This window comes from Streptomyces sp. NPDC023157, from assembly GCF_055560575.1.
On sequence record NZ_JBVHIL010000004.1, the window covers coordinates 461,415 to 478,195 of the forward strand.

The following is a 16,781-nucleotide window of genomic DNA, read 5'->3' on the forward strand; positions in this document are numbered from 1 at the left end:
CCCCGTCAGTCGCGCTTGGCTGCCTCGGCGAACGGGCCGAGGCAGCGGGGCTTTCCGGACCTGACCTGCCAGAGGGTCAGCCCTTCCAGGACGGACTTCGAGTTGTTGCTCGCCCTGGAGTCGTAGGACCTCGCCACCCCCCGGTACACCTTGTCCTCCTTCGTGAACGCGTTCGAGACCGCCGCGCCCAGGTGCCCCGCGTTCCTCTTGGTGGCGGTACGCAGCGCCTGCCCCGTCCAGTACAGGGCGTCGTACGTCTCCACCGCGAAGCGGTCGACCGGATCCGTGGCCGCGAGCCGCCAGCGCCTGCGGTACGCGGCCGTGAACTCCCGTGCGCCCGGGATCGTGTCGGGGTCGGTGTAGCCCGCCCCGAAGTACCAGCCCTCGGCGGCCGGGCCCGCCACGGTGAGGAACTCCGGTTGGAACGCGGGCTCGACGCTTCCGCACGGGCCCCGGTATCCCTGCTGCTTCAGGGCCTTGGCGCACAGGGCGGCCCGGCGCGGCGACTTCCCCAGGTACATCACGCCCGTCGGCGAGGTGGCGAGTGCGTCCCGGACCGCCGGGCCGAAGTCCTCGCTGTCCGCGGCGACCTGGTGCACGGTGACCGTGCCTCCGGCGGGCGGCGCGTTCTTCATGTTCCGGGCGGCGAGCCAGCTGTAGGTGCCGGCCGCCCGGTCCTCGATGACGGCGGTGCGACGCAGCTTGTGCTCGGTCAGGTAGCGGCCGAAGGGCACCATCATCACGTCGGCGTAGGGCCGCGCCTCGAAGTACGTGCGCAGCTCCGGCGACTGGCCTTTGATCACCCCGTCCGGGACCGACGCCACCACGCTCAGCACCGGCACCTTCGACTCGACGAGCACGTCCGCCGCCGCGATGGCCGTTTCGGTGGTCGTCGGGCCGAGAGCGGCGACGAAGGCCGGGTCCTTGAGGAGGGCGCGGGCCCCGGCGGCGGCCCGCTCGGGGTCGCCCCCGTCGTCCGTCACCGTGACGCGCAGGTCGAAGGGCCGGTCCGCGCGGGCGTTGAAGCCCTCCAGGGCGAGGCGCAGACCGCGTTCCTGGGCGCGCCCGTCCGCCTTGGTCGGGCCGCTCAGATCGGTCAGCAGGCCGAGCGTGTACGCCTGCCTCACGGCACCGGAGCCCGTGCCGCCGCCGGTGCCCGTTCCGGCGGGGCCGCGGCCGAGCAGCCAGGCGGTGAGTCCGCCGGCGCTCGCGACGGCGGCGGCGGAACCGGCGATCAGGAGCCGGCGGCGGGACGGGCCCGCGGGTTCCGCGCCCGCCACGAGGAGGGTCGGGTCGGCGACGGGCAGGTCGAGGACCTCGGAGGAGCTCCGGGCGATCAGGGCGGGCAGGCCGGCCGGGAGCCAGTCGCGGGCGGGCCCGTCGGCGGCGCCGAGCCGGTCCCGTACGTCCTCCGCGGTGGGCCGCTGTGCCGGGTCCTTGGCGAGGCAGGCGGTGACGAGCGGCAGCAGGGTGTCCGGTACGGCGTCGAGGTCGGGCTCCTCGTGGACGGTGCGGTAGACGACCGCGGCCACCGCGCCCGTGCCGAACGGGCGGCGGCCGGTCAGCGCGTACGCGAGGACGCAGCCGAGCGAGAAGACGTCGCTGGCCGGTCCGACCTCGCCGGCGCCGAGGGCGCGGGCCTGCTCGGGGGCGAGGAAGCCGGGCGTGCCGATCATCGCGTCGGTGGCGGTGAGCGCGGTGGCGCCGCTGACCCGGGCGATGCCGAAGTCGATGAGCCGGGGCCCGTCGAGGGCGAGGAGGACGTTGCCGGGCTTGACGTCACGGTGGACGAGCCCGGCCACGTGCAGGTCGGCGAGGGCGTCGGCGAGCCGTGCGCCGAGGGCGCGTACGGTCGGTTCGGGCAGTGCGCCGTGCACGGCGACGGCCTCGGCGAGGGAGGGCCCGGGCACGAACTCGGTGGCCAGCCACGGTTCGCGGGCCTCCGGGTCGGCGCCGAGGACCCGGACGACCCAGCGGCCGGTGATCCGCTCGGCGACCCGCGCCTCGCGGCGGAAGCGGGCGCGGAAGCCGGGGTCGGCGGCGTGTTCGGCGCGGATGAGTTTGAGGGCGGCGAGCGCGCCGCCGGCGGACCGGGCGAGGTAGACCACGCCCATGCCGCCGGCGCCGAGCCGCCCGAGCAGCCGGAACCCCGCGAGCGAGGAGGGGTCGGCCTTCTTGAGGGGCTGCACGCTCACGCCTTCTTGGGCTTGGTGGGCTGGTTGGGCTGCGGGGGCGCGTTCCCGATGAACTTGTAGGCCCCGTTCTGCACGCCGAAGACGAAGGTGCCGACACCGGAGAGCTCGCCGTACTCGGTGAACGCGTAACCGCCCATGGCCCCGGTGTACTTCTGCTTGCGCAGGTCCTGCCACAGGCCCTTGCGGGCGAGCGGGCCCTTGGCGGCGCTCTTGGCGAGCCAGGACGTGACCAGGTTGACCACGTCGAAGGACTCGCCGGTGTAGTACGCCGGGGTGGTGCCGTAGCGCTTGCGGTAGGCGTCCAGGAACTCCTGGGCGGCCTCGCGGTCGGCGGGCTTCTGCTTGGGGTCGGCGGCCCGCTGGACGGGGTCGACGACGGGCGCGCAGACGAACCAGCCCTCGGCGGCGGTCCCGGCCTCCTTCAGGAACTGCGAGCCGAAGACGTTCTGGCCGGTGAACCGGGGCCCGGTGAAGCCGAGTTGGTTCAGGGCGCGGGCGGCGAGCACGGCCGTGGAGCGGACCCCGCAGTGGATGTACGCGTCGATGCCGTCGTCGATCATCTTTCCGATGATCGTGCGGTAGTCGGTGACGCGGCGCGGGACCACCCGGAAGTACGGCTTGATGCCGGCCTGCTTGTAGCCGAAGCGGACGCCGCCGGTGTACTGCCAGGCGTACTGGTCGTCGGTGCGTTCCTGGAGGACGCCGGGGCGGCGGATCTGCGGCAGCAGCGTGGTGGACCAGGCGAGGTAGGTGCCCGCCACGACGTGGTTCGGGATGGCGCGCAGGACGGTCGTGTTCTGGGGGCCGGAGTCGCCCCGCAGGGCGAGCAGGTTGTGTCCGGCCGAGGTGGTGAGGAGCGGGATGCCGGCTTCCTCGAAGGCGGGGAGCACGACTTGGCCGGTGTCGTCGGAGGTGGGGCCGAGGACGGCGAGCACGGAGGGGTCGGAGGTGAGCCGGCGGGCGGCGGCGAGGGCGCCCGCGGTGTCCCCGCGGTCGTCGGAGACCTTGAGTTCGAGGGTGAAGGGCTTGCCCTTGTGCTGGGCGTTGAACCGCTCGACGGCCAGCCGGGCGCCGCGCTCCTGGGCCCGGCCGATCTCCTGGGCGGGCCCGGACAGGTCGGCGAGGACGCCGATGGCCCAGGTGTTCCGGGTCTTCGGCGCGGGCGGCTTCCCGTCGTCGCCGGTGCCGTCGCGCCCGGAGTTCCACAGGGCGAACGCGCCGCCGCCCGCCGCGAGTACGGCGGCTCCGGCGCCGAGCAGCAGGAAGCGGCGCCGGCCGGGGTTCGCGGGGGCGTCCGGGTCGGTGCCGGACGTGGTCGGGTCGATGTCGGGCAGCGCGAGCATGGCCGCCGAGCGTTCGGCGATCGTGGTGACGACGGGCGCGGGCAGCCAGTCGGCGGCGCCGGCGGGGGCGTCCTCGGTGAGCCGCGCGGCGATCTCGGCGACACCGGGCCGGGCGGCGGGGTCCTTGGCGAGGCAGGCCGTCAGGAGCGGGAGCAGGCCCTCCGGGACGCCGGCGAGGTCGGGTGCGTCGTGGACGGTCCGGTAGAGCAGGGCGTCGAGGGCGCCGGTGCCGAAGGGCGGGCGGCCGGTCGCCGCGAAGGCGAGGAGGCAGCCGAGCGCGAAGACGTCGGCGGGCGGTCCGATGGCGTCGGCGCGGGCCTCGGCCTGCTCGGGGGCGAGGAAGCCGGGTGTGCCGACGACCATGTCGGCCGAGGTGAGCCCGGCCTCGCCGGTGGTGCGGGCGATGCCGAAGTCGATCAGGCGGGGGCCGTCGATGGCGAGCAGGATGTTGCCGGGCTTCACGTCCCGGTGGACGATGCCGGCCGCGTGGACGGCGGCGAGCGCCCGGGCGACGGTGCCGCCGAGGATCCGTACGCTCCGCTCGGGCAGCGGCCCGTGCGCGCGGACGGCCTCGCCGAGGGAGGGGCCGGGCACGAAGGCGGTCGCCATCCACGGCTCGGGCGCGTCGGGGTCGGCGCCGGTCACGGGGACGGCCCAGGGGCTGACGACCCGGCGGGCGGCCTCGACCTCTCGGCGGAAACGGGCCCGGAAGTCGGCCTGGTCCGCCTGGTCGGCGTGGGTCACCTTGACGGCGGCGAGTTCGCCGGTGTCGGTGCGGCCGAGGTAGACCACGCCCATGCCGCCGGCGCCGAGCCGGCCGAGGAGGCGGTAGCCGGCGATCGTGGACGGGTCGGCGGGTAGGAGCGGCTGGAGCGCGCCGGGCCGCGGGGCGGGCGGGGGGCCGGGCCGGGGCTCGGGCTGGGGGTCGGGCTGGGCCATCGGGCTCACGAGGAGACTCCCAACTGCTTCTTGACGCGGTCCTGCATGATCACGTTGGCCCGGGCCTGGGCCTCGGTGACGTCCCCTTCGGTGTAGCCGGGGGCGCCCTTGACGACGACGGCGACGGTGACCTGCCCGATGCGGCTCTGCATCCAGCTGTAGAACTGCGTTCCCTTGAAGGCGTCGTCGAGGTACGAGCCCCGCTCCAGGAGGGTGTCGGTCGAGTACGTGTTGTTGGAGGTGCCGTAGGGGACGCCGAGGGACATGAGGCCGGTGATGCGCTCACCCTGGCGCAGTTGCTGGTCCGGGCAGCGCAGCGCCTCCTCCAGGGTCCCGGCCATCTCCCAGTCGGCGTCGGACTCGGTGCGGTGCACGGTGACGGTGGCGGCGACCTTCAGCACGCCCTTGCCGCCGGCGGCCGGGATCTCGCTGTAGGCGGTGACGCCGGCGAGGACGGAGAGGGGACGGGTGCCGGTCTCCCACTCGCAGTTCGCGTCGAGGACGGGCCAGTAGTCGGGGTCGCTGAGGTACCGGGTGCGCTTGACGTACTCGGGCCCCCAGTCGTCCGGCCCCGCCACCATCGCGAGCGCCATCCGCCGCGCGGAGGCCGTGTCGCGCGGCGCCTTCTTCGGGTCCGGGGTGAAGTCCAGCGCGGTCGGCGTCGGGGCCGGGGTCGCGCCCGGGGTCCCGGAGGCGCTCGCGCCCGGGGTTCTCGGGGACGGCTTCCCGTCACCCCCGCCGCCTCCGCCGCCTCCCGACGAACAGCCCGCCAGAAGCACCACGCCCGCCGCCGCCACCACGGCTCCGGTGCGCAGCACTCTTCCGCCTGTGTCCCTCACGATTCCCCCACGGTCGCTCACACGATCCCCCGGTCGGTGAGGGAGATCGTACGGCTCCGGGGATCAACTCGCCCGGACTACAACCTCATTGGGACGCCTCGCGGACCGTGTCGTAACGCTCCCGGGCCTCCTGGACGGCGGGCAGCCGGCGCTCGGTCCACAACGCCAGCGCGGCGACCTGCTCGGCGGCCTCGCGGCCGAGGGTGGTGAGGCTGTAGTCGACGCGCGGTGGGATCACGGGCTTGGCGTCGCGGTGGACGAGGCCGTCGCGCTCCAGGGTCTGGAGGGTCTGGGTGAGCATCTTCTCGCTGACCCCGCCGACGGCCCGGCGCAGCTCGCTGAAGCGGTACGAGCGTTCCAGCAGGGCGATGAGGATCAGCACGCCCCAGCGGCTGGTGACGTGCTCCAGGACGCGCCGCTCGGGGCACATCGCGTCGACCACGACGGTCCGCCTGACTCCGTCCACACTTACTTCCATACCAGTACCTTACTTCAAAGTGGGTACTTACGAAAGGTTAGTGCCAGCCGTACGGTGAGTGGAGCACGGACCGCACACCCCCGCCGCACCCCCGCCGCACCCACCAGGAGCCCCACCATGAGCATCGTCGTCACCGGAGCCACCGGCCAGCTGGGCCGCCTCGTCATCGACGCCCTCCTCGCCACCGTCCCCGCCGGGTCCGTCGCCGCGGTCGTCCGCGACAAGGAGAAGGCCACCGACCTGGCCGCGCGCGGGGTGGAACTGCGGATCGCCGACTACAGCCGCCCGGAGACGCTGGCCGGCGCCTTCGAAGCGGGTGACCGGGTGCTGCTGATCTCGGGCAGCGAGGTCGGGCAGCGGGTGGCGCAGCACACCGCCGTGGTGGCCGCCGCCAAGGCCGCGGGCGTCGCCCAGCTCGCGTACACGGGCGTCCTCGGTGGGCCCGAGGCCGACTTCCTGCTCGCCGAGGAGCACAAGGCGACCGAGGAGGCGATTCTCGGCTCGGGACTGCCGTACACCTTCCTGCGCAACGGCTGGTACACCGAGAACTACACGGCGAACCTCGCGCCCGTCCTGGCCCACGGCGCCGTCGTCGCCAACGCGGGCGAGGGCCGGATCGCCTCCGCCTCGCGCGCCGACTACGCCGCCGCGGCCGCCGCCGTCCTGACCGGACCGGCCGAGGAGCACCTGAACCGGGCGTACGAGCTGAACGGCGACGTGTCCTGGTCCCTCGCCGAGTACGCGGCGGAGGTCGCCCGCCAGTCCGGCCGGGAGATCACGTACACGAGCGTGCCCGCCGCGGCCCACCGGGAGATCCTCACCGGCGCCGGGGTTCCCGCGCCGTTCGCGGAGATCCTCGTGGACGTCGACCGGGCCGTCGAGCACGGCGCGCTCGCGAGCCGCGGCGACGCCCTCGCGCGGCTGATCGGCCGCCCGACCACCCCGCTCGCGGAGACGATCGGCGCCGCGCTCGCCGGCGCGTGACGGGGCCCGGACCCGCCTCCAAGATCGGTCAGGACCGTATGGCGATACGGACATGACAGCCCGCCCCGTGCGGCGCTACCTTCGACGGGACAGCGTGGCGCGGGGCGGGGAGGTTCGGTGAAGGACGACAACGAGGCCCGGGCAGGGCTCATCTACGGGATCGGCGCCTACGGGATGTGGGGCCTGGTCCCGCTCTTCTGGCCCCTCCTCAAGCCCTCCGGCGCGGTCGAGATCCTGGCCCACCGGATGGTCTGGTCGCTGGCCGTCGTCGCCCTCGCGCTGCTGGTGACGCGCCGCTGGAGCTGGCTGCCCGAGCTGATACGCAGCCCGCGCAAGCTGGCCCTCATCACCGTCGCCGCGGCCGTGATCAGCGTCAACTGGGGCCTCTACATCTGGTCCGTCAACAACGGCCAGGTCGTCGAGGCCTCGCTCGGCTACTTCATCAACCCGCTCGTCACCATCGCGCTGGGCGTCCTCGTCCTCAAGGAACGGCTGCGGCCCGCCCAGTGGACGGCGGTCGGCGTCGGCTTCGCCGCCGTCGTCGTCCTGTCCATCGGCTACGGGCGCCTGCCGTGGATCTCCCTCACGCTCGCCTTCTCCTTCGCGATCTACGGCCTGGTGAAGAAGAAGGTCAACCTCGGCGGCGTGGAGTCGCTCGCCGCCGAGACGGCCGTACTGTTCCTGCCCGCGCTCGGCTACCTCATCTGGCTCGGCACCCAGGGCACGCTCACCTTCGGCGCCCACGGCACCGGCCACGCGGCACTGCTCGCGGCCACCGGCGTGGTGACCGCCGTCCCGCTGATCTGCTTCGGCGCCGCCGCGATCCGCGTCCCGCTCTCCACGCTGGGACTGCTCCAGTACCTGGCCCCGCTCTTCCAGTTCCTGCTCGGCGTCGTCTACTTCCACGAGGCGATGCCGGCGGAGCGCTGGGCGGGCTTCTCGCTGGTGTGGCTGGCCCTGACGATCCTGACCTGGGACGCCCTGCGCACGGCCCGGCGCAGCCGGGCGGCGGTGGAGGCGGCGAGCCGGGAGGCGGCGGCGGTTGCGGCCACCGCCCCGGCGACGGCTGCGGCGCCCGCCGCGCCGCTTCCGGCGGCCGACCCCGCGTAGGCCCGTTCGCGGGGCGCGGGCTCCCACCGACTGTCGGACCCCTCCCGTATAAACGCACCCATGACCACTCCTGTGCACTGGAAGCTCGTCGTCGACTGCGCCGATCCGCACGCCCAGGCCGCGTTCTGGGCCGCCGCGCTCGCCTACCGGGAGGAGGACCACAGCGTCCTGATCGCCACCCTGCTGGACGCCGGAGCGGTCCCGCCCGAGGCGACGCTCACCGTCCGGGGCCGTGCCGCCTGGCGCGACCTGGCGGCCGTCCGGCACCCCGACGACCCGCACGACCCGGCCTCGGACACGGGTCTCGGCCGCCGCATCCTCTTCCAGCGCGTCCCGGAGCCGAAGACCGTCAAGAACCGGCTCCACATGGACCTGCACCCCGAGGCGGACGACCGGGCGGCGGAGGTGGCCCGGCTGACGGCCCTCGGCGCCTCGACCGTGCGGGACGTGGCGGAACCCGGCGGGAGTTGGGTCGTGATGTCGGACCCGGAGGGCAACGAGTTCTGCGTACATTGACCGCATGAACCGCATGATCCGAGTCTGTTTCGCCGGCGTCACCGGCTGGACCGCCCCGCCGATCCTCGCGGGCATCGCCCACGCCACCGACCTGGAGCTGGCCTCCGGGGTCTCCCGGTCGGCGGCCGGGCGCCCGCTGCCCGAGGTGACGGGGGTCCGCTCCGAGGGCACGGTGTACGGCTCGGTCGCCGAGGCCCTCGCGGCGGTGCCGGCCGACGTGCTGGTCGACTACACGAGCGCCTCGGCGGTACGGGCGAACGTGTGGGCGGCGGTCGAGGCGGGCGTCCACGTGGTCGTCGGCTCCAGCGGCCTGACCGCCGAGGACTACGCCGAACTCGACGCCCTGGCCCGCGCGCGGGGCGTCGGCGTGATCGCGGCGGGCAACTTCTCCGTGATGGCGGCGGTCCTCGCCCGCGCCGCCGAGCTCGCGGCGGAGCACCTGGACCACTGGGAGATCATCGACTACGCGAGCGCCACCAAGCCCGACGTGCCGAGCGGCACGGCCCGCGAACTCGCCGAGACCCTGGGCAACACCCGCACCCCCGAACAGGGCGTCCCCCTGGACGAGTTGCAGGGCCCAGTCGAGGCGAGGGGCGCGGACGTGGCGGGCAGCAGGGTGCACTCGGTGCGGCTCCCCAGCTTCGTGGTCAGCACGGAGGTCGTCTTCGGCGGCGACGGCGAACGCCTGACCCTCCGCCACGACGCGGGCCCGACCCCCGACCCGTACACGGCGGGCACGCTGCTCGCGGTGCGGCGGGTGGGCGAGGCGGTGGGGGTGCGGCGGGGGCTGGGGTCGGTGCTGTTCGGGTAGGGCACGCCCGGGTCAAGCGCGCCGCACCTCGAAGAGGAAGCACCCGTACTCCACGGCCCGCACGTGCACGCGCGTGACCTCTGGGTCCGCGAACGCCTCGGCGAAGCCCCGGTCGAAGCCCTCGGCCGGCTCCTCGGGGATCTCCAGGAGCCGCCCGCCGACGATCCGGCCCTGGGCGTCGTACCTGCGCAGGGTGCGCAGCGCGCCGGTCCGGTCGAAGGGGTACGCCTTCGGGTCCTCGTCCGGCCCCCCGCACTCCTCGGCGTGGATGAACACGGGCCCCTGCTCGTCGTACGCGCCCGGCTCGGCCCCCGTCTCGACCGCCCACCGCCGCAGCGGCGCGTACGAGACGAGCGCGATCCGCTCCCCCGCCGCCGCGCCGCGCAGGCAGCACCGCAGGGGGCTGCCGACGCCGTCGTCGTCGGTCACGGCGTAGGGGACGCAGCCCCGCCCGGCGTCGTCGGTACGGCGCAGCTCGGCGAGAGCGGTGGGCGGGATGGGCTGTGCGGTGTAGGTGGTTGCCATGCGTCCAGCCTCACGCGGGCGGGGCGTGGACGCTGGCGCTATTCGGACACGGAACTCACGAACACGGCCCAGACACCGGGACCGAGCGCGAGACGGGCGCCGTCGGCGTCCTTGGAGTCGCGAACGTGGACGATGCCGGGAGTAGCGGCAACCTCGATGCAGTCGTTGCCATTGCCGCTGTCGCTGTAGCTGCTCTTGAACCAGTCCAGTTCGGGGGTGCGGATCATGTCTCTCCCAGCAGTTGCTCGATGAAGTCCCGTGACTCCGCAGGAGTGAGGGCCTTGGATCGGATGATGCCATAGCGCAGATCCAAGATCCGGAGCCGTTTGAGGTCGGAGACCGGGCGGCCACCGAAGTCACCGTCCATGCGCCCGACGGCCGTGCCGTCCCCGAACTTCAGGACCGCGATCCGCCCCCCGGTAGCGGGGTGGTCGGCGCGCTCGGTCGGCATCACCTGAATTTCGACGTGCGGCAACTCACTCACCTCCAGCAGATGTTCGAGCTGGCGACGCAGCACCATCCTCCCCCCGATGGGCCGTCGCAGCGACACCTCTTCCTGGATGAAGCTGAACTCGGGTGCAGGGTCCTTCTCCAGCACCGCCCGGCGGGCCACCCTCGCCGCCAGATACCGCTCCAGCTCCTCCGCGCCGTACGCCGGACGCCAGGTCCGCAGGATCGCTCGCGAGAACTCCTCGGTCTGCAACAGTCCGTGGACGTCGAAGTTGGAGTACAGGCAGAACTCGACCGCCCGCGCCTCCAGCTTCGCCAAGTCGCGCACCTGCTTCGGGTAACGAACCTCCTCCACGTCCTTCTTCATCGCCGAGATCAGCCCGCCCGCACCCAGCACCTCGTCCGACCTGTCCAGGAACTCGGGACGCGGGATGCGCGCCCCGCGCTCGACCTTGCGCACCAGGTCCTCGCCGTAGCCGATCCGTTCCCCGAGTTCGACCGCTCCGAGTCCCTTCGCCTCCCGCCACAGCTTGAGCTGGCGGCCCACGGCGGCCACGACCGCCGCACCCGACTCGTCACCGGGCTCCACCTCCCAGCCCGCGTCCTCTGTCCCCGCACCGTCCACCTCGTCCACGCTCATGCGCGCCCACCTCCTTCGGCCCCGCCCTACCCCTGGGGTGGTCCCGGACAGTCGGGACAGGACCGGACAGTCGCGGGACAGTAACCGTACGTAAGGGCATGTTCGATGGGCAGCGTAAGCACGCGCCGCCACGCTGGGTGACATGAACGAAGAACCCACCCAACTCTTGGCGTCCGTACGCCAATTCGGAATCCAGCTCTCCGCCACCCGTCGCGGCGCCCGACTGGCCCGGCTCCTGGCCGTGGAGCAGCTGCGCTCCTGGGACCTGGTGTACGTGGCGGAGCCGGCGGCTCAGATCGTCGCCGAACTCGCGGCGAACGCCGTGACGCACGGCCACGTCTCGGGCCGGGACTTCCACCTCGCACTGTCCGCGCGGGAGGACGTCCTGCGGATCGAGGTCACGGACACGCGGGGTGACCGACTGCCCCGGCGCGTGAGTCCGGGCGCGGCCGAGTCGGGGCGCGGGCTGCTGATCGTGGAGGGGCTGGCGCGGGGGTGGGGGGTGCGGACCGGGCCCGTACCCCGGAAGACGGTGTGGGCGGAACTGGCCCTGAACTAGGCACTGTCCGGGCGACGGCTGCTACGCCTGCGGTTGCCGCACTGGCCGTGTTCTCGGTCAACAGGCGTGGATTTTCCGGTCATTCCGGCCGATAGGCCCTGCCGCACGGGCGCTGGCACCCTACCGTGGAAGGGCGTCCGCCCCGGTCCGGGGCGGAACGGGGTGATCGAAGCGCACGGGAAAAGGGGAGCCATGGGGGTACGTGCACGGCTGCGCGGGGGCGCGGTCGCGGCGGGGGCCGCGGTGCTGGCGATCGGGGCCCTGGGGGCCGGGGTGGCGCCGGGTCAGGCGGTGGCTGCCGACGAGTGGCGGCCGCAGCCGGGGACCCTGTACATCTCCGACTTGCCGAGGACCGAGTCGTGGCGCGCCCAGCCGACCGCCCGGGGGTGGGGTGACGATTTCGACTGTCCGGTGGGCTGGCCCGCCGAGCCGGCCGAAGTCAATGTGTGGCACCGGGACTTCTCCACCGCGGAGACCGCGTTCGCCCAGCAGAAGGTGGCGGTCTTCGGCACGGAGGCCGAGGCCATCGCCTTCGCGGACAAGGCACGGCAGGACTACATCGCCTGCGCGCACGCCCCGCAGCGGCCCGGCGTGACCGCAACCTACGTCGACCACGGGGTGATCAACGTCGAGGAGGGCGCCACCCTTCAGGGGATGCACACCTTCGACTCCAACGCCACCGAGCGCCCCGACTACAACTACCTGTGGGGCGTGGGCCGCGACGGCGACACGGTGACGCTGGTCCTGTGGCAGAGCTACTGGGGCGATCCGCCTGTGATCCCGTGGAAGAACACCCTGAACACCGCGGTGAAGAAGCTGTACTGAGCACCCGCTCCGACTCAGGTCACCAGGCGGCCCGCGTCGTGGACGCCCGCGACGCGGAGGCCCCCGACACAAAGACTTAAAGGCCTTGGGGAATCCCCCACCCAACCCCTCCAGCCTCCCCCGATCTCCCCGGGCGGGCCCATCACCCGGACGGGTGACTTGGGCCAACTGGACTGGATTCGGCGCAGGTTGCGTGGCATATGCTCACGCCACAACCCCAGACAGACGTCGGCCCCCGGCCGGGACTGCAATCCCGATCGAGGGCCTGACCACCGAGGAAGTAGACCCCTTCCCGATGGATACCCAGAAGACTAGCGCGCGCCCGCACGCCACCGGGCTCGTACACGTCAATGTCCGCCACACGACCCGCTACACGGTCGTCGGCAACCACCTCGCCCAGCACCGCGAACTCTCCCTGCTCGCCAAGGGCCTGGCCCTGTACCTCCAGTCGCTTCCGGCAGGGGCCAGCGTCGGCATCAAGGCGATCGCTGCCCTGCACCCGGAGAGCGAACTGCGCGTCGCGGCGGCGATGCGGGAGCTGGAGAAGCACGGCTACCTGGCACGGACCAGGGAACGCCTCCCGGACGGCCGCTTCGTCCCGCGCACGGTCTCGTACAACCGCCCGGGGGCTGACCCGGGAACGGCAGGCGAGACACCGACACCACCCAAGCCGCCGGCACGGGCACGGGCACGGGCACAGGCAGGGGACACCTCAGGGCGCCCGATGAGCCCGCCGAAGCCCCCGCCCCCGCCCCTCGCGGAACACAACCGCCCCGCCGCAGCGCTCCTCGCGAACCTCCGCGTCCGCGAACCCCGCCTGCTCCTCGGAGTCCGGGACGTCGAGCGCCTGGCCCCGGACGTCACGGTCTGGCTGGACCGGGGCGCTTCCCCTGACGCGGTGAGCCGCACCCTCACGGCGTGCCTCCCGGAGAACCTGGCCCACCCGGCCGGCCTCGTGGCCCACCGCCTGGCGAAGCTCCTCCCGCCCCCGATCCCGGCGCCGCCCCCCACTCCCCACCGCCGGATGACCCTGACGTCGCCACGCTCCCCCTTCGCGGAATGCGAAGACTGCGGCCGCCCGCTCCGGGGCACACCCGCACCCGACGGCCTGTGCCTGGACTGCCGCGAAGGCGAACCGGAGGCGGCCTAGAGCCCGCCTCCGGACGCCACACCATGGAAACTTTAGTTTCCACACGCACTCTCGTGAACTATAGTTGTCACATGATGGCTTCTGAGATCACTCCGGAAGAGCGTGCAGAGCTCGAAAAGGCCCTGTACGACGCCCTGAATCCCCTGGCCTCGGCCCTCCGCTCCCGAGCGACCGGGCAGACGACGGAAAGCATGTGGGACGCGGAACCTGTCGACGTGACCCTGTCCATCCTGGCCGCATGGAAGGTGATCGACGCCGAGGTGCGACGGCTCACCGCCAAGGCGGCGGCGACCGCCGGGTCCTGGGGCGCCAGCTACGAGCAGCTGGGAGCCGTCTGGGGCATCACCCGACAGGGCGCTCGCAAGAAGTGGCCCGACGCCGTCAGCCGCCCGGCCCCCACGACGACGGGCAAGAGCACGCTCGCGCTGTTCGGCGGAAACGCCGAGGTCGCGCAGTCGCCTTCCGGCGGGTGGGGCTGGACAGCCGAGGGCGCTGACGGAGCAACCGGCACGGCCACCGGCGAGACGCTCTACGCGACCGCCGAGGAAGCGGCGGCCCACGCGGGCGCGTTCCTCAACGCACACGCGCTCGACAGCGGCGACCAGCCCTAGAGCTGCCGAGCGGCCAGATCCCCGTTCCACAGCTCGGAGTTAAACAGAGGCGCCCCCTCGGCATCCTGTTCGAAAACCGAACACCCATGACCGAATTCCGCCCTTGACGCGATGTCAAACTCTCGCTGAACATTCGTCACACACAGCGCAACCGCACAGCTCCAACGCCTCGTGCCACCCCTGGTGCGAGGCGCTCGTACGTTCCGTACCATCCCCAGTTCGGAATCCGGAGCCCCCACATGAAACTCTCCGCGAGACTTTCCGCTGCCGTCGGAGCCTCCGCGCTCGTGCTCGGCGTGTTCGCCGGTGTCGCGCCGGTCGCCTCCGCCTCGGAGCAGGCCGTGACGCCGCCCGACATACCCGTGGCCAACGTCAAGCAGCACCTCGCCGACCTCCAGTCGATCGCCACCGCCAACGGCGGCAACCGGGCCCACGGCCGTACCGGCTACAAGGCCTCGGTCGACTTCGTGAAGGCCAAGCTGGACGCGGCCGGGTACACCACCACGCTCCAGTCGTTCAGCTACAACGGCGCCACCGGCTACAACCTGATAGCCGACTGGCCGGGCGGCGACCCCAACCAGGTCGTCATGTCCGGCTCGCACCTCGACTCGGTGACCGCCGGGCCCGGCATCAACGACAACGGGTCCGGTTCCGCGGCCATCCTGGAGACCGCGCTCGCCGTCTCCCGGGCCCAGCTCCAGCCCTCCAAGCACATCCGCTTCGGCTGGTGGGGCGCGGAGGAGTACGGGATGATCGGGTCGAAGTACTACGTCAACAACCTGCCCGCGGCCGAGCGTTCGAAGATCACGGGCTATCTGAACTTCGACATGATCGGCTCGCCCAACCCGGGCTACTTCGTCTACGACGACGACCCGACGATCGAGCAGACCTTCAAGAACTACTACGCCGGCATCGGCGTCCCCACGGAGATCGAGACCGAGGGCGACGGGCGCTCCGACCACGCGCCGTTCAAGAACGTCGGCATCCCCGTCGGCGGGCTCTTCTCCGGCGCCGACTACATCAAGACCGCCGCCCAGGCGCAGAAGTGGGGCGGCACCTCGGGTCTGGCGTTCGACCGCTGCTACCACGCGTCCTGCGACACCACGGCGAACATCAACGACACGGCCCTGGACCGCAATGCGGATGCCATCGCGTACGCGGTGTGGAACCTGTCGAGCGGCTCGACGACCCCGCCCACCGGGACCGTCTTCACCAACGACACCGACGTGTCGGTGCCGGACAACGGTGCCGCGGTGACCTCGTCGGTGACCGTCTCCGGTGTCACGGGGAACGCGCCGGCCACCCTCGCCGTCGGTGTGAACATCGTCCACACCTACATCGGCGACCTCGTCGTCGACCTCATCGCCCCCGACGGCTCGGTCTACAACCTGCACAACCGTGCGGGCGGCAGCACCGACAACATCAACCAGACCTACACCGTCAACGCCTCCTCCGAGGTCGCCAACGGCGTCTGGAAGCTGCGGGTCCAGGACAAGGCCTCGGCCGACACCGGCTACATCAGCCAGTTCAAGCTGACGTTCCCCTAAGGCCCGAAAGAACTCCCGGGTGGGTCGGTGACCATCGCCCCCGACCCACCCGGGGTCCCAACCAACCGCCTCGCTACTTCGCCGCGTTCGCGGTGTCCACCAGCTTCTGCGGGGTCACGGCGCCGACGTAGACCTTGCCGTCGTCCGTCATCAGCGCGTTGACCAGCTTCGTCTTGAAGACCGTGCCGGAGCCGAACTTCCCGCTCACCTTGTCGCCGAGCGCGTCCAGGAAGCCCTGGACCTCCTTCGGCGCCTCGTCCGTCTTCGGCGCGGGGGCGCCGGAATCCAGCTTGGCGATGGTGGTCCAGCCCTCGCCGATGACGTTGACGGAGCCGTCCTTGCCGTCGGGGCCGGCGCCGAAGCCGCCCAGGCCGGCCAGGTCGCCCAGGCCGCCGAAGGGCTTGTCCGCGCCCTCGTGGGCGCCCTTCTCGGCCGCGCCCTCGGTCACCTTCGCGCCCTTGGGGGCCTTGAAGTCGAAGGCCGAGGCCTCCGGCTTGCCGAAGTCGACCTTGGTGAAGCCCGCGTCGACGACCGGCTTGCCGCCGTCGACCGAGGCCAGCGTGAACTTCAGCGGCGTGCCGGTGGAGGCGTCCACCGAGATCTTGACCGACTCGACCATCGAGCCGGACTGCTTCGGCTTGATCACCAGCTGGTACGCGTCCCGGCCGGCCACCTTCGCCGTGCCGCCGACGGTGATCGAGGTGGTGTCGCCGGCCGCCTTCAGGACCTCGTCGGCGAGCTCCTTCGGGGTGCCGGGCAGCTTCGTGTCCTCGGGCTTCGGGCCCTTGCCGTCCGCCTTCTCGTGGAAGACCTCGTTCGACTTGCTGTCGTACGCCCAGACGTCGTTCCCGTTGTGGACCAGGCTGTACTCGTCGGAGCCGTCCAGCAGGGTCAGCTTCTGCCGGTCGGGGCCGTCCGCCGCGAGCCGCAGCGTGTGCGAGCCGGAGACCAGCTGGGTGAGCTTGTCGGCCGGGTCGGCGGACGAGGAGCCGGACGGGGCGGCGGGGAGCAGGCCCGCGAAGGACGGCAGGCCCAGATCGGTGCTGATCTTGAACGTGCCGGACAGGGTCTGCGTGTCCGAGGCGGCGATCTTCTCGATCAGCTGCTGCGCGGTGATCTCGGGCAGGTCAGGGTCGCCGGACGCCGCGAGTGCGGGGACGAGGCCGATCGTCGCCGCCGCCACCCCCGCCACGGCGACCGGGACGACGTAACGGCTCGCCTTACGCTGACGGTTTTCGTTCGTTGCCATGGTCTGCGCT

17 protein-coding genes are annotated in these 16,781 nt (G+C 72.4%); 9 read left to right on the forward strand and 8 right to left on the reverse strand.

Going from position 1 to position 16,781, the window contains the following annotated elements:
• Positions 1–5: 5 nt before the first annotated feature.
• The 4 genes from ACZ3ZE_RS17170 to ACZ3ZE_RS17185 form a co-directional block, all read right to left on the reverse strand.
• A complete protein-coding gene (locus ACZ3ZE_RS17170; RefSeq protein WP_467259803.1) occupies positions 6–2,189 on the reverse strand; it encodes a bifunctional serine/threonine-protein kinase/ABC transporter substrate-binding protein in 2,184 nt (727 codons plus the stop codon).
• A gap of 2 nt (positions 2,190–2,191) precedes the next feature.
• Positions 2,192–4,477, reverse strand: a complete 2,286-nt coding sequence (locus ACZ3ZE_RS17175) for a bifunctional serine/threonine-protein kinase/ABC transporter substrate-binding protein (RefSeq protein WP_442303799.1) — start codon at positions 4,475–4,477, stop codon at positions 2,192–2,194.
• 5 nt (positions 4,478–4,482) lie between these two features.
• A complete protein-coding gene (locus ACZ3ZE_RS17180; RefSeq protein WP_467259563.1) occupies positions 4,483–5,295 on the reverse strand; it encodes a hypothetical protein in 813 nt (270 codons plus the stop codon).
• 106 nt (positions 5,296–5,401) lie between these two features.
• A complete protein-coding gene (locus tag ACZ3ZE_RS17185) occupies positions 5,402–5,794 on the reverse strand; it encodes a winged helix-turn-helix transcriptional regulator (RefSeq protein WP_361165815.1) in 393 nt (130 codons plus the stop codon).
• 117 nt (positions 5,795–5,911) lie between these two features.
• Here ACZ3ZE_RS17185 and ACZ3ZE_RS17190 point away from each other — a divergent pair, with 117 nt between their 5' ends.
• The 4 genes from ACZ3ZE_RS17190 to dapB all read left to right on the forward strand — a co-directional run bounded on the left by ACZ3ZE_RS17190 (position 5,912) and on the right by dapB (position 9,215).
• Positions 5,912–6,778, forward strand: coding sequence for an NmrA family NAD(P)-binding protein (locus ACZ3ZE_RS17190; RefSeq protein ID WP_361621341.1), 867 nt, complete (start codon positions 5,912–5,914; stop codon positions 6,776–6,778).
• A gap of 117 nt (positions 6,779–6,895) precedes the next feature.
• A complete protein-coding gene (gene rarD / locus ACZ3ZE_RS17195; protein WP_361165809.1) occupies positions 6,896–7,888 on the forward strand; it encodes an EamA family transporter RarD in 993 nt (330 codons plus the stop codon).
• Positions 7,889–7,948: 60 nt separating this feature from the next.
• Entirely contained in the window at positions 7,949–8,404 is a 456-nt protein-coding gene (locus ACZ3ZE_RS17200) for a VOC family protein (protein ID WP_361621338.1), read from the forward strand.
• Positions 8,405–8,408: 4 nt separating this feature from the next.
• Positions 8,409–9,215 carry a 4-hydroxy-tetrahydrodipicolinate reductase gene (gene dapB, locus ACZ3ZE_RS17205; RefSeq protein WP_363291402.1) on the forward strand — a complete coding sequence of 269 codons (807 nt, stop codon included), beginning with the start codon at positions 8,409–8,411 and terminating at the stop codon, positions 9,213–9,215.
• 12 nt (positions 9,216–9,227) lie between these two features.
• On the opposite strand, the gene ACZ3ZE_RS17210 is transcribed toward dapB, so the two are convergent.
• Genes ACZ3ZE_RS17210 through ACZ3ZE_RS17220 form a run of 3 tightly spaced genes read right to left on the reverse strand, consistent with a single transcriptional unit; the run spans position 9,228 to position 10,830 of the window.
• Entirely contained in the window at positions 9,228–9,740 is a 513-nt protein-coding gene (locus ACZ3ZE_RS17210; RefSeq protein ID WP_467259565.1) for a DUF1203 domain-containing protein, read from the reverse strand.
• Between the two features lie 38 nt (positions 9,741–9,778).
• A complete protein-coding gene (locus tag ACZ3ZE_RS17215; RefSeq protein WP_361165796.1) occupies positions 9,779–9,967 on the reverse strand; it encodes a DUF397 domain-containing protein in 189 nt (62 codons plus the stop codon).
• Positions 9,964–10,830 carry a helix-turn-helix domain-containing protein gene (locus tag ACZ3ZE_RS17220; RefSeq protein WP_361165793.1) on the reverse strand — a complete coding sequence of 289 codons (867 nt, stop codon included), beginning with the start codon at positions 10,828–10,830 and terminating at the stop codon, positions 9,964–9,966. The genes ACZ3ZE_RS17215 and ACZ3ZE_RS17220 overlap by 4 nt, the downstream gene beginning before the upstream one ends.
• A gap of 142 nt (positions 10,831–10,972) precedes the next feature.
• On the opposite strand from ACZ3ZE_RS17220, the gene ACZ3ZE_RS17225 reads away from it, so the two are divergent.
• The 5 genes from ACZ3ZE_RS17225 to ACZ3ZE_RS17245 all read left to right on the forward strand — a co-directional run bounded on the left by ACZ3ZE_RS17225 (position 10,973) and on the right by ACZ3ZE_RS17245 (position 15,522).
• The gene (locus tag ACZ3ZE_RS17225; RefSeq protein WP_467259568.1) at positions 10,973–11,389 is read left to right on the forward strand and encodes an ATP-binding protein; all 417 of its coding nucleotides are present in this window, start codon (positions 10,973–10,975) and stop codon (positions 11,387–11,389) included.
• Positions 11,390–11,581: 192 nt separating this feature from the next.
• Positions 11,582–12,214, forward strand: coding sequence for a hypothetical protein (locus ACZ3ZE_RS17230; protein ID WP_442303763.1), 633 nt, complete (start codon positions 11,582–11,584; stop codon positions 12,212–12,214).
• A gap of 295 nt (positions 12,215–12,509) precedes the next feature.
• On the forward strand, positions 12,510–13,364 hold the full coding sequence (locus tag ACZ3ZE_RS17235; RefSeq protein ID WP_467259569.1) for a helix-turn-helix domain-containing protein: 855 nt from the start codon (positions 12,510–12,512) through the stop codon (positions 13,362–13,364).
• Between the two features lie 215 nt (positions 13,365–13,579).
• A complete protein-coding gene (locus ACZ3ZE_RS17240) occupies positions 13,580–13,975 on the forward strand; it encodes a hypothetical protein (RefSeq protein WP_467259572.1) in 396 nt (131 codons plus the stop codon).
• Positions 13,976–14,214: 239 nt separating this feature from the next.
• On the forward strand, positions 14,215–15,522 hold the full coding sequence (locus ACZ3ZE_RS17245) for a M28 family metallopeptidase (RefSeq protein ID WP_467259574.1): 1,308 nt from the start codon (positions 14,215–14,217) through the stop codon (positions 15,520–15,522).
• 73 nt (positions 15,523–15,595) lie between these two features.
• Here the strand turns inward: ACZ3ZE_RS17245 and ACZ3ZE_RS17250 are convergent, their stop codons facing one another.
• A complete protein-coding gene (locus ACZ3ZE_RS17250; protein ID WP_361165778.1) occupies positions 15,596–16,771 on the reverse strand; it encodes a LolA family protein in 1,176 nt (391 codons plus the stop codon).
• Between the last annotated feature and the right edge of the window lie 10 nt (positions 16,772–16,781).

Bases quoted from the DNA above. Each gene is read 5' to 3' on its own strand.
- ACZ3ZE_RS17175 (WP_442303799.1), bottom strand. From the start codon at position 4,477: ATGGCCCAGCCCGACCCCCAGCCCGAGCCCCGGCCCGGCCCCCCGCCC.
- ACZ3ZE_RS17185 (WP_361165815.1), bottom strand. From the start codon at position 5,794: ATGGAAGTAAGTGTGGACGGAGTCAGGCGGACCGTCGTGGTCGACGCG.
- ACZ3ZE_RS17190 (WP_361621341.1), top strand. From the start codon at position 5,912: ATGAGCATCGTCGTCACCGGAGCCACCGGCCAGCTGGGCCGCCTCGTC.
- ACZ3ZE_RS17200 (WP_361621338.1), top strand. From the start codon at position 7,949: ATGACCACTCCTGTGCACTGGAAGCTCGTCGTCGACTGCGCCGATCCG.
- dapB (WP_363291402.1), top strand. From the start codon at position 8,409: ATGAACCGCATGATCCGAGTCTGTTTCGCCGGCGTCACCGGCTGGACC.
- ACZ3ZE_RS17210 (WP_467259565.1), bottom strand. From the start codon at position 9,740: ATGGCAACCACCTACACCGCACAGCCCATCCCGCCCACCGCTCTCGCC.
- ACZ3ZE_RS17215 (WP_361165796.1), bottom strand. From the start codon at position 9,967: ATGATCCGCACCCCCGAACTGGACTGGTTCAAGAGCAGCTACAGCGAC.
- ACZ3ZE_RS17220 (WP_361165793.1), bottom strand. From the start codon at position 10,830: ATGAGCGTGGACGAGGTGGACGGTGCGGGGACAGAGGACGCGGGCTGG.
- ACZ3ZE_RS17225 (WP_467259568.1), top strand. From the start codon at position 10,973: ATGAACGAAGAACCCACCCAACTCTTGGCGTCCGTACGCCAATTCGGA.
- ACZ3ZE_RS17230 (WP_442303763.1), top strand. From the start codon at position 11,582: ATGGGGGTACGTGCACGGCTGCGCGGGGGCGCGGTCGCGGCGGGGGCC.
- ACZ3ZE_RS17235 (WP_467259569.1), top strand. From the start codon at position 12,510: ATGGATACCCAGAAGACTAGCGCGCGCCCGCACGCCACCGGGCTCGTA.
- ACZ3ZE_RS17245 (WP_467259574.1), top strand. From the start codon at position 14,215: ATGAAACTCTCCGCGAGACTTTCCGCTGCCGTCGGAGCCTCCGCGCTC.
- ACZ3ZE_RS17250 (WP_361165778.1), bottom strand. From the start codon at position 16,771: ATGGCAACGAACGAAAACCGTCAGCGTAAGGCGAGCCGTTACGTCGTC.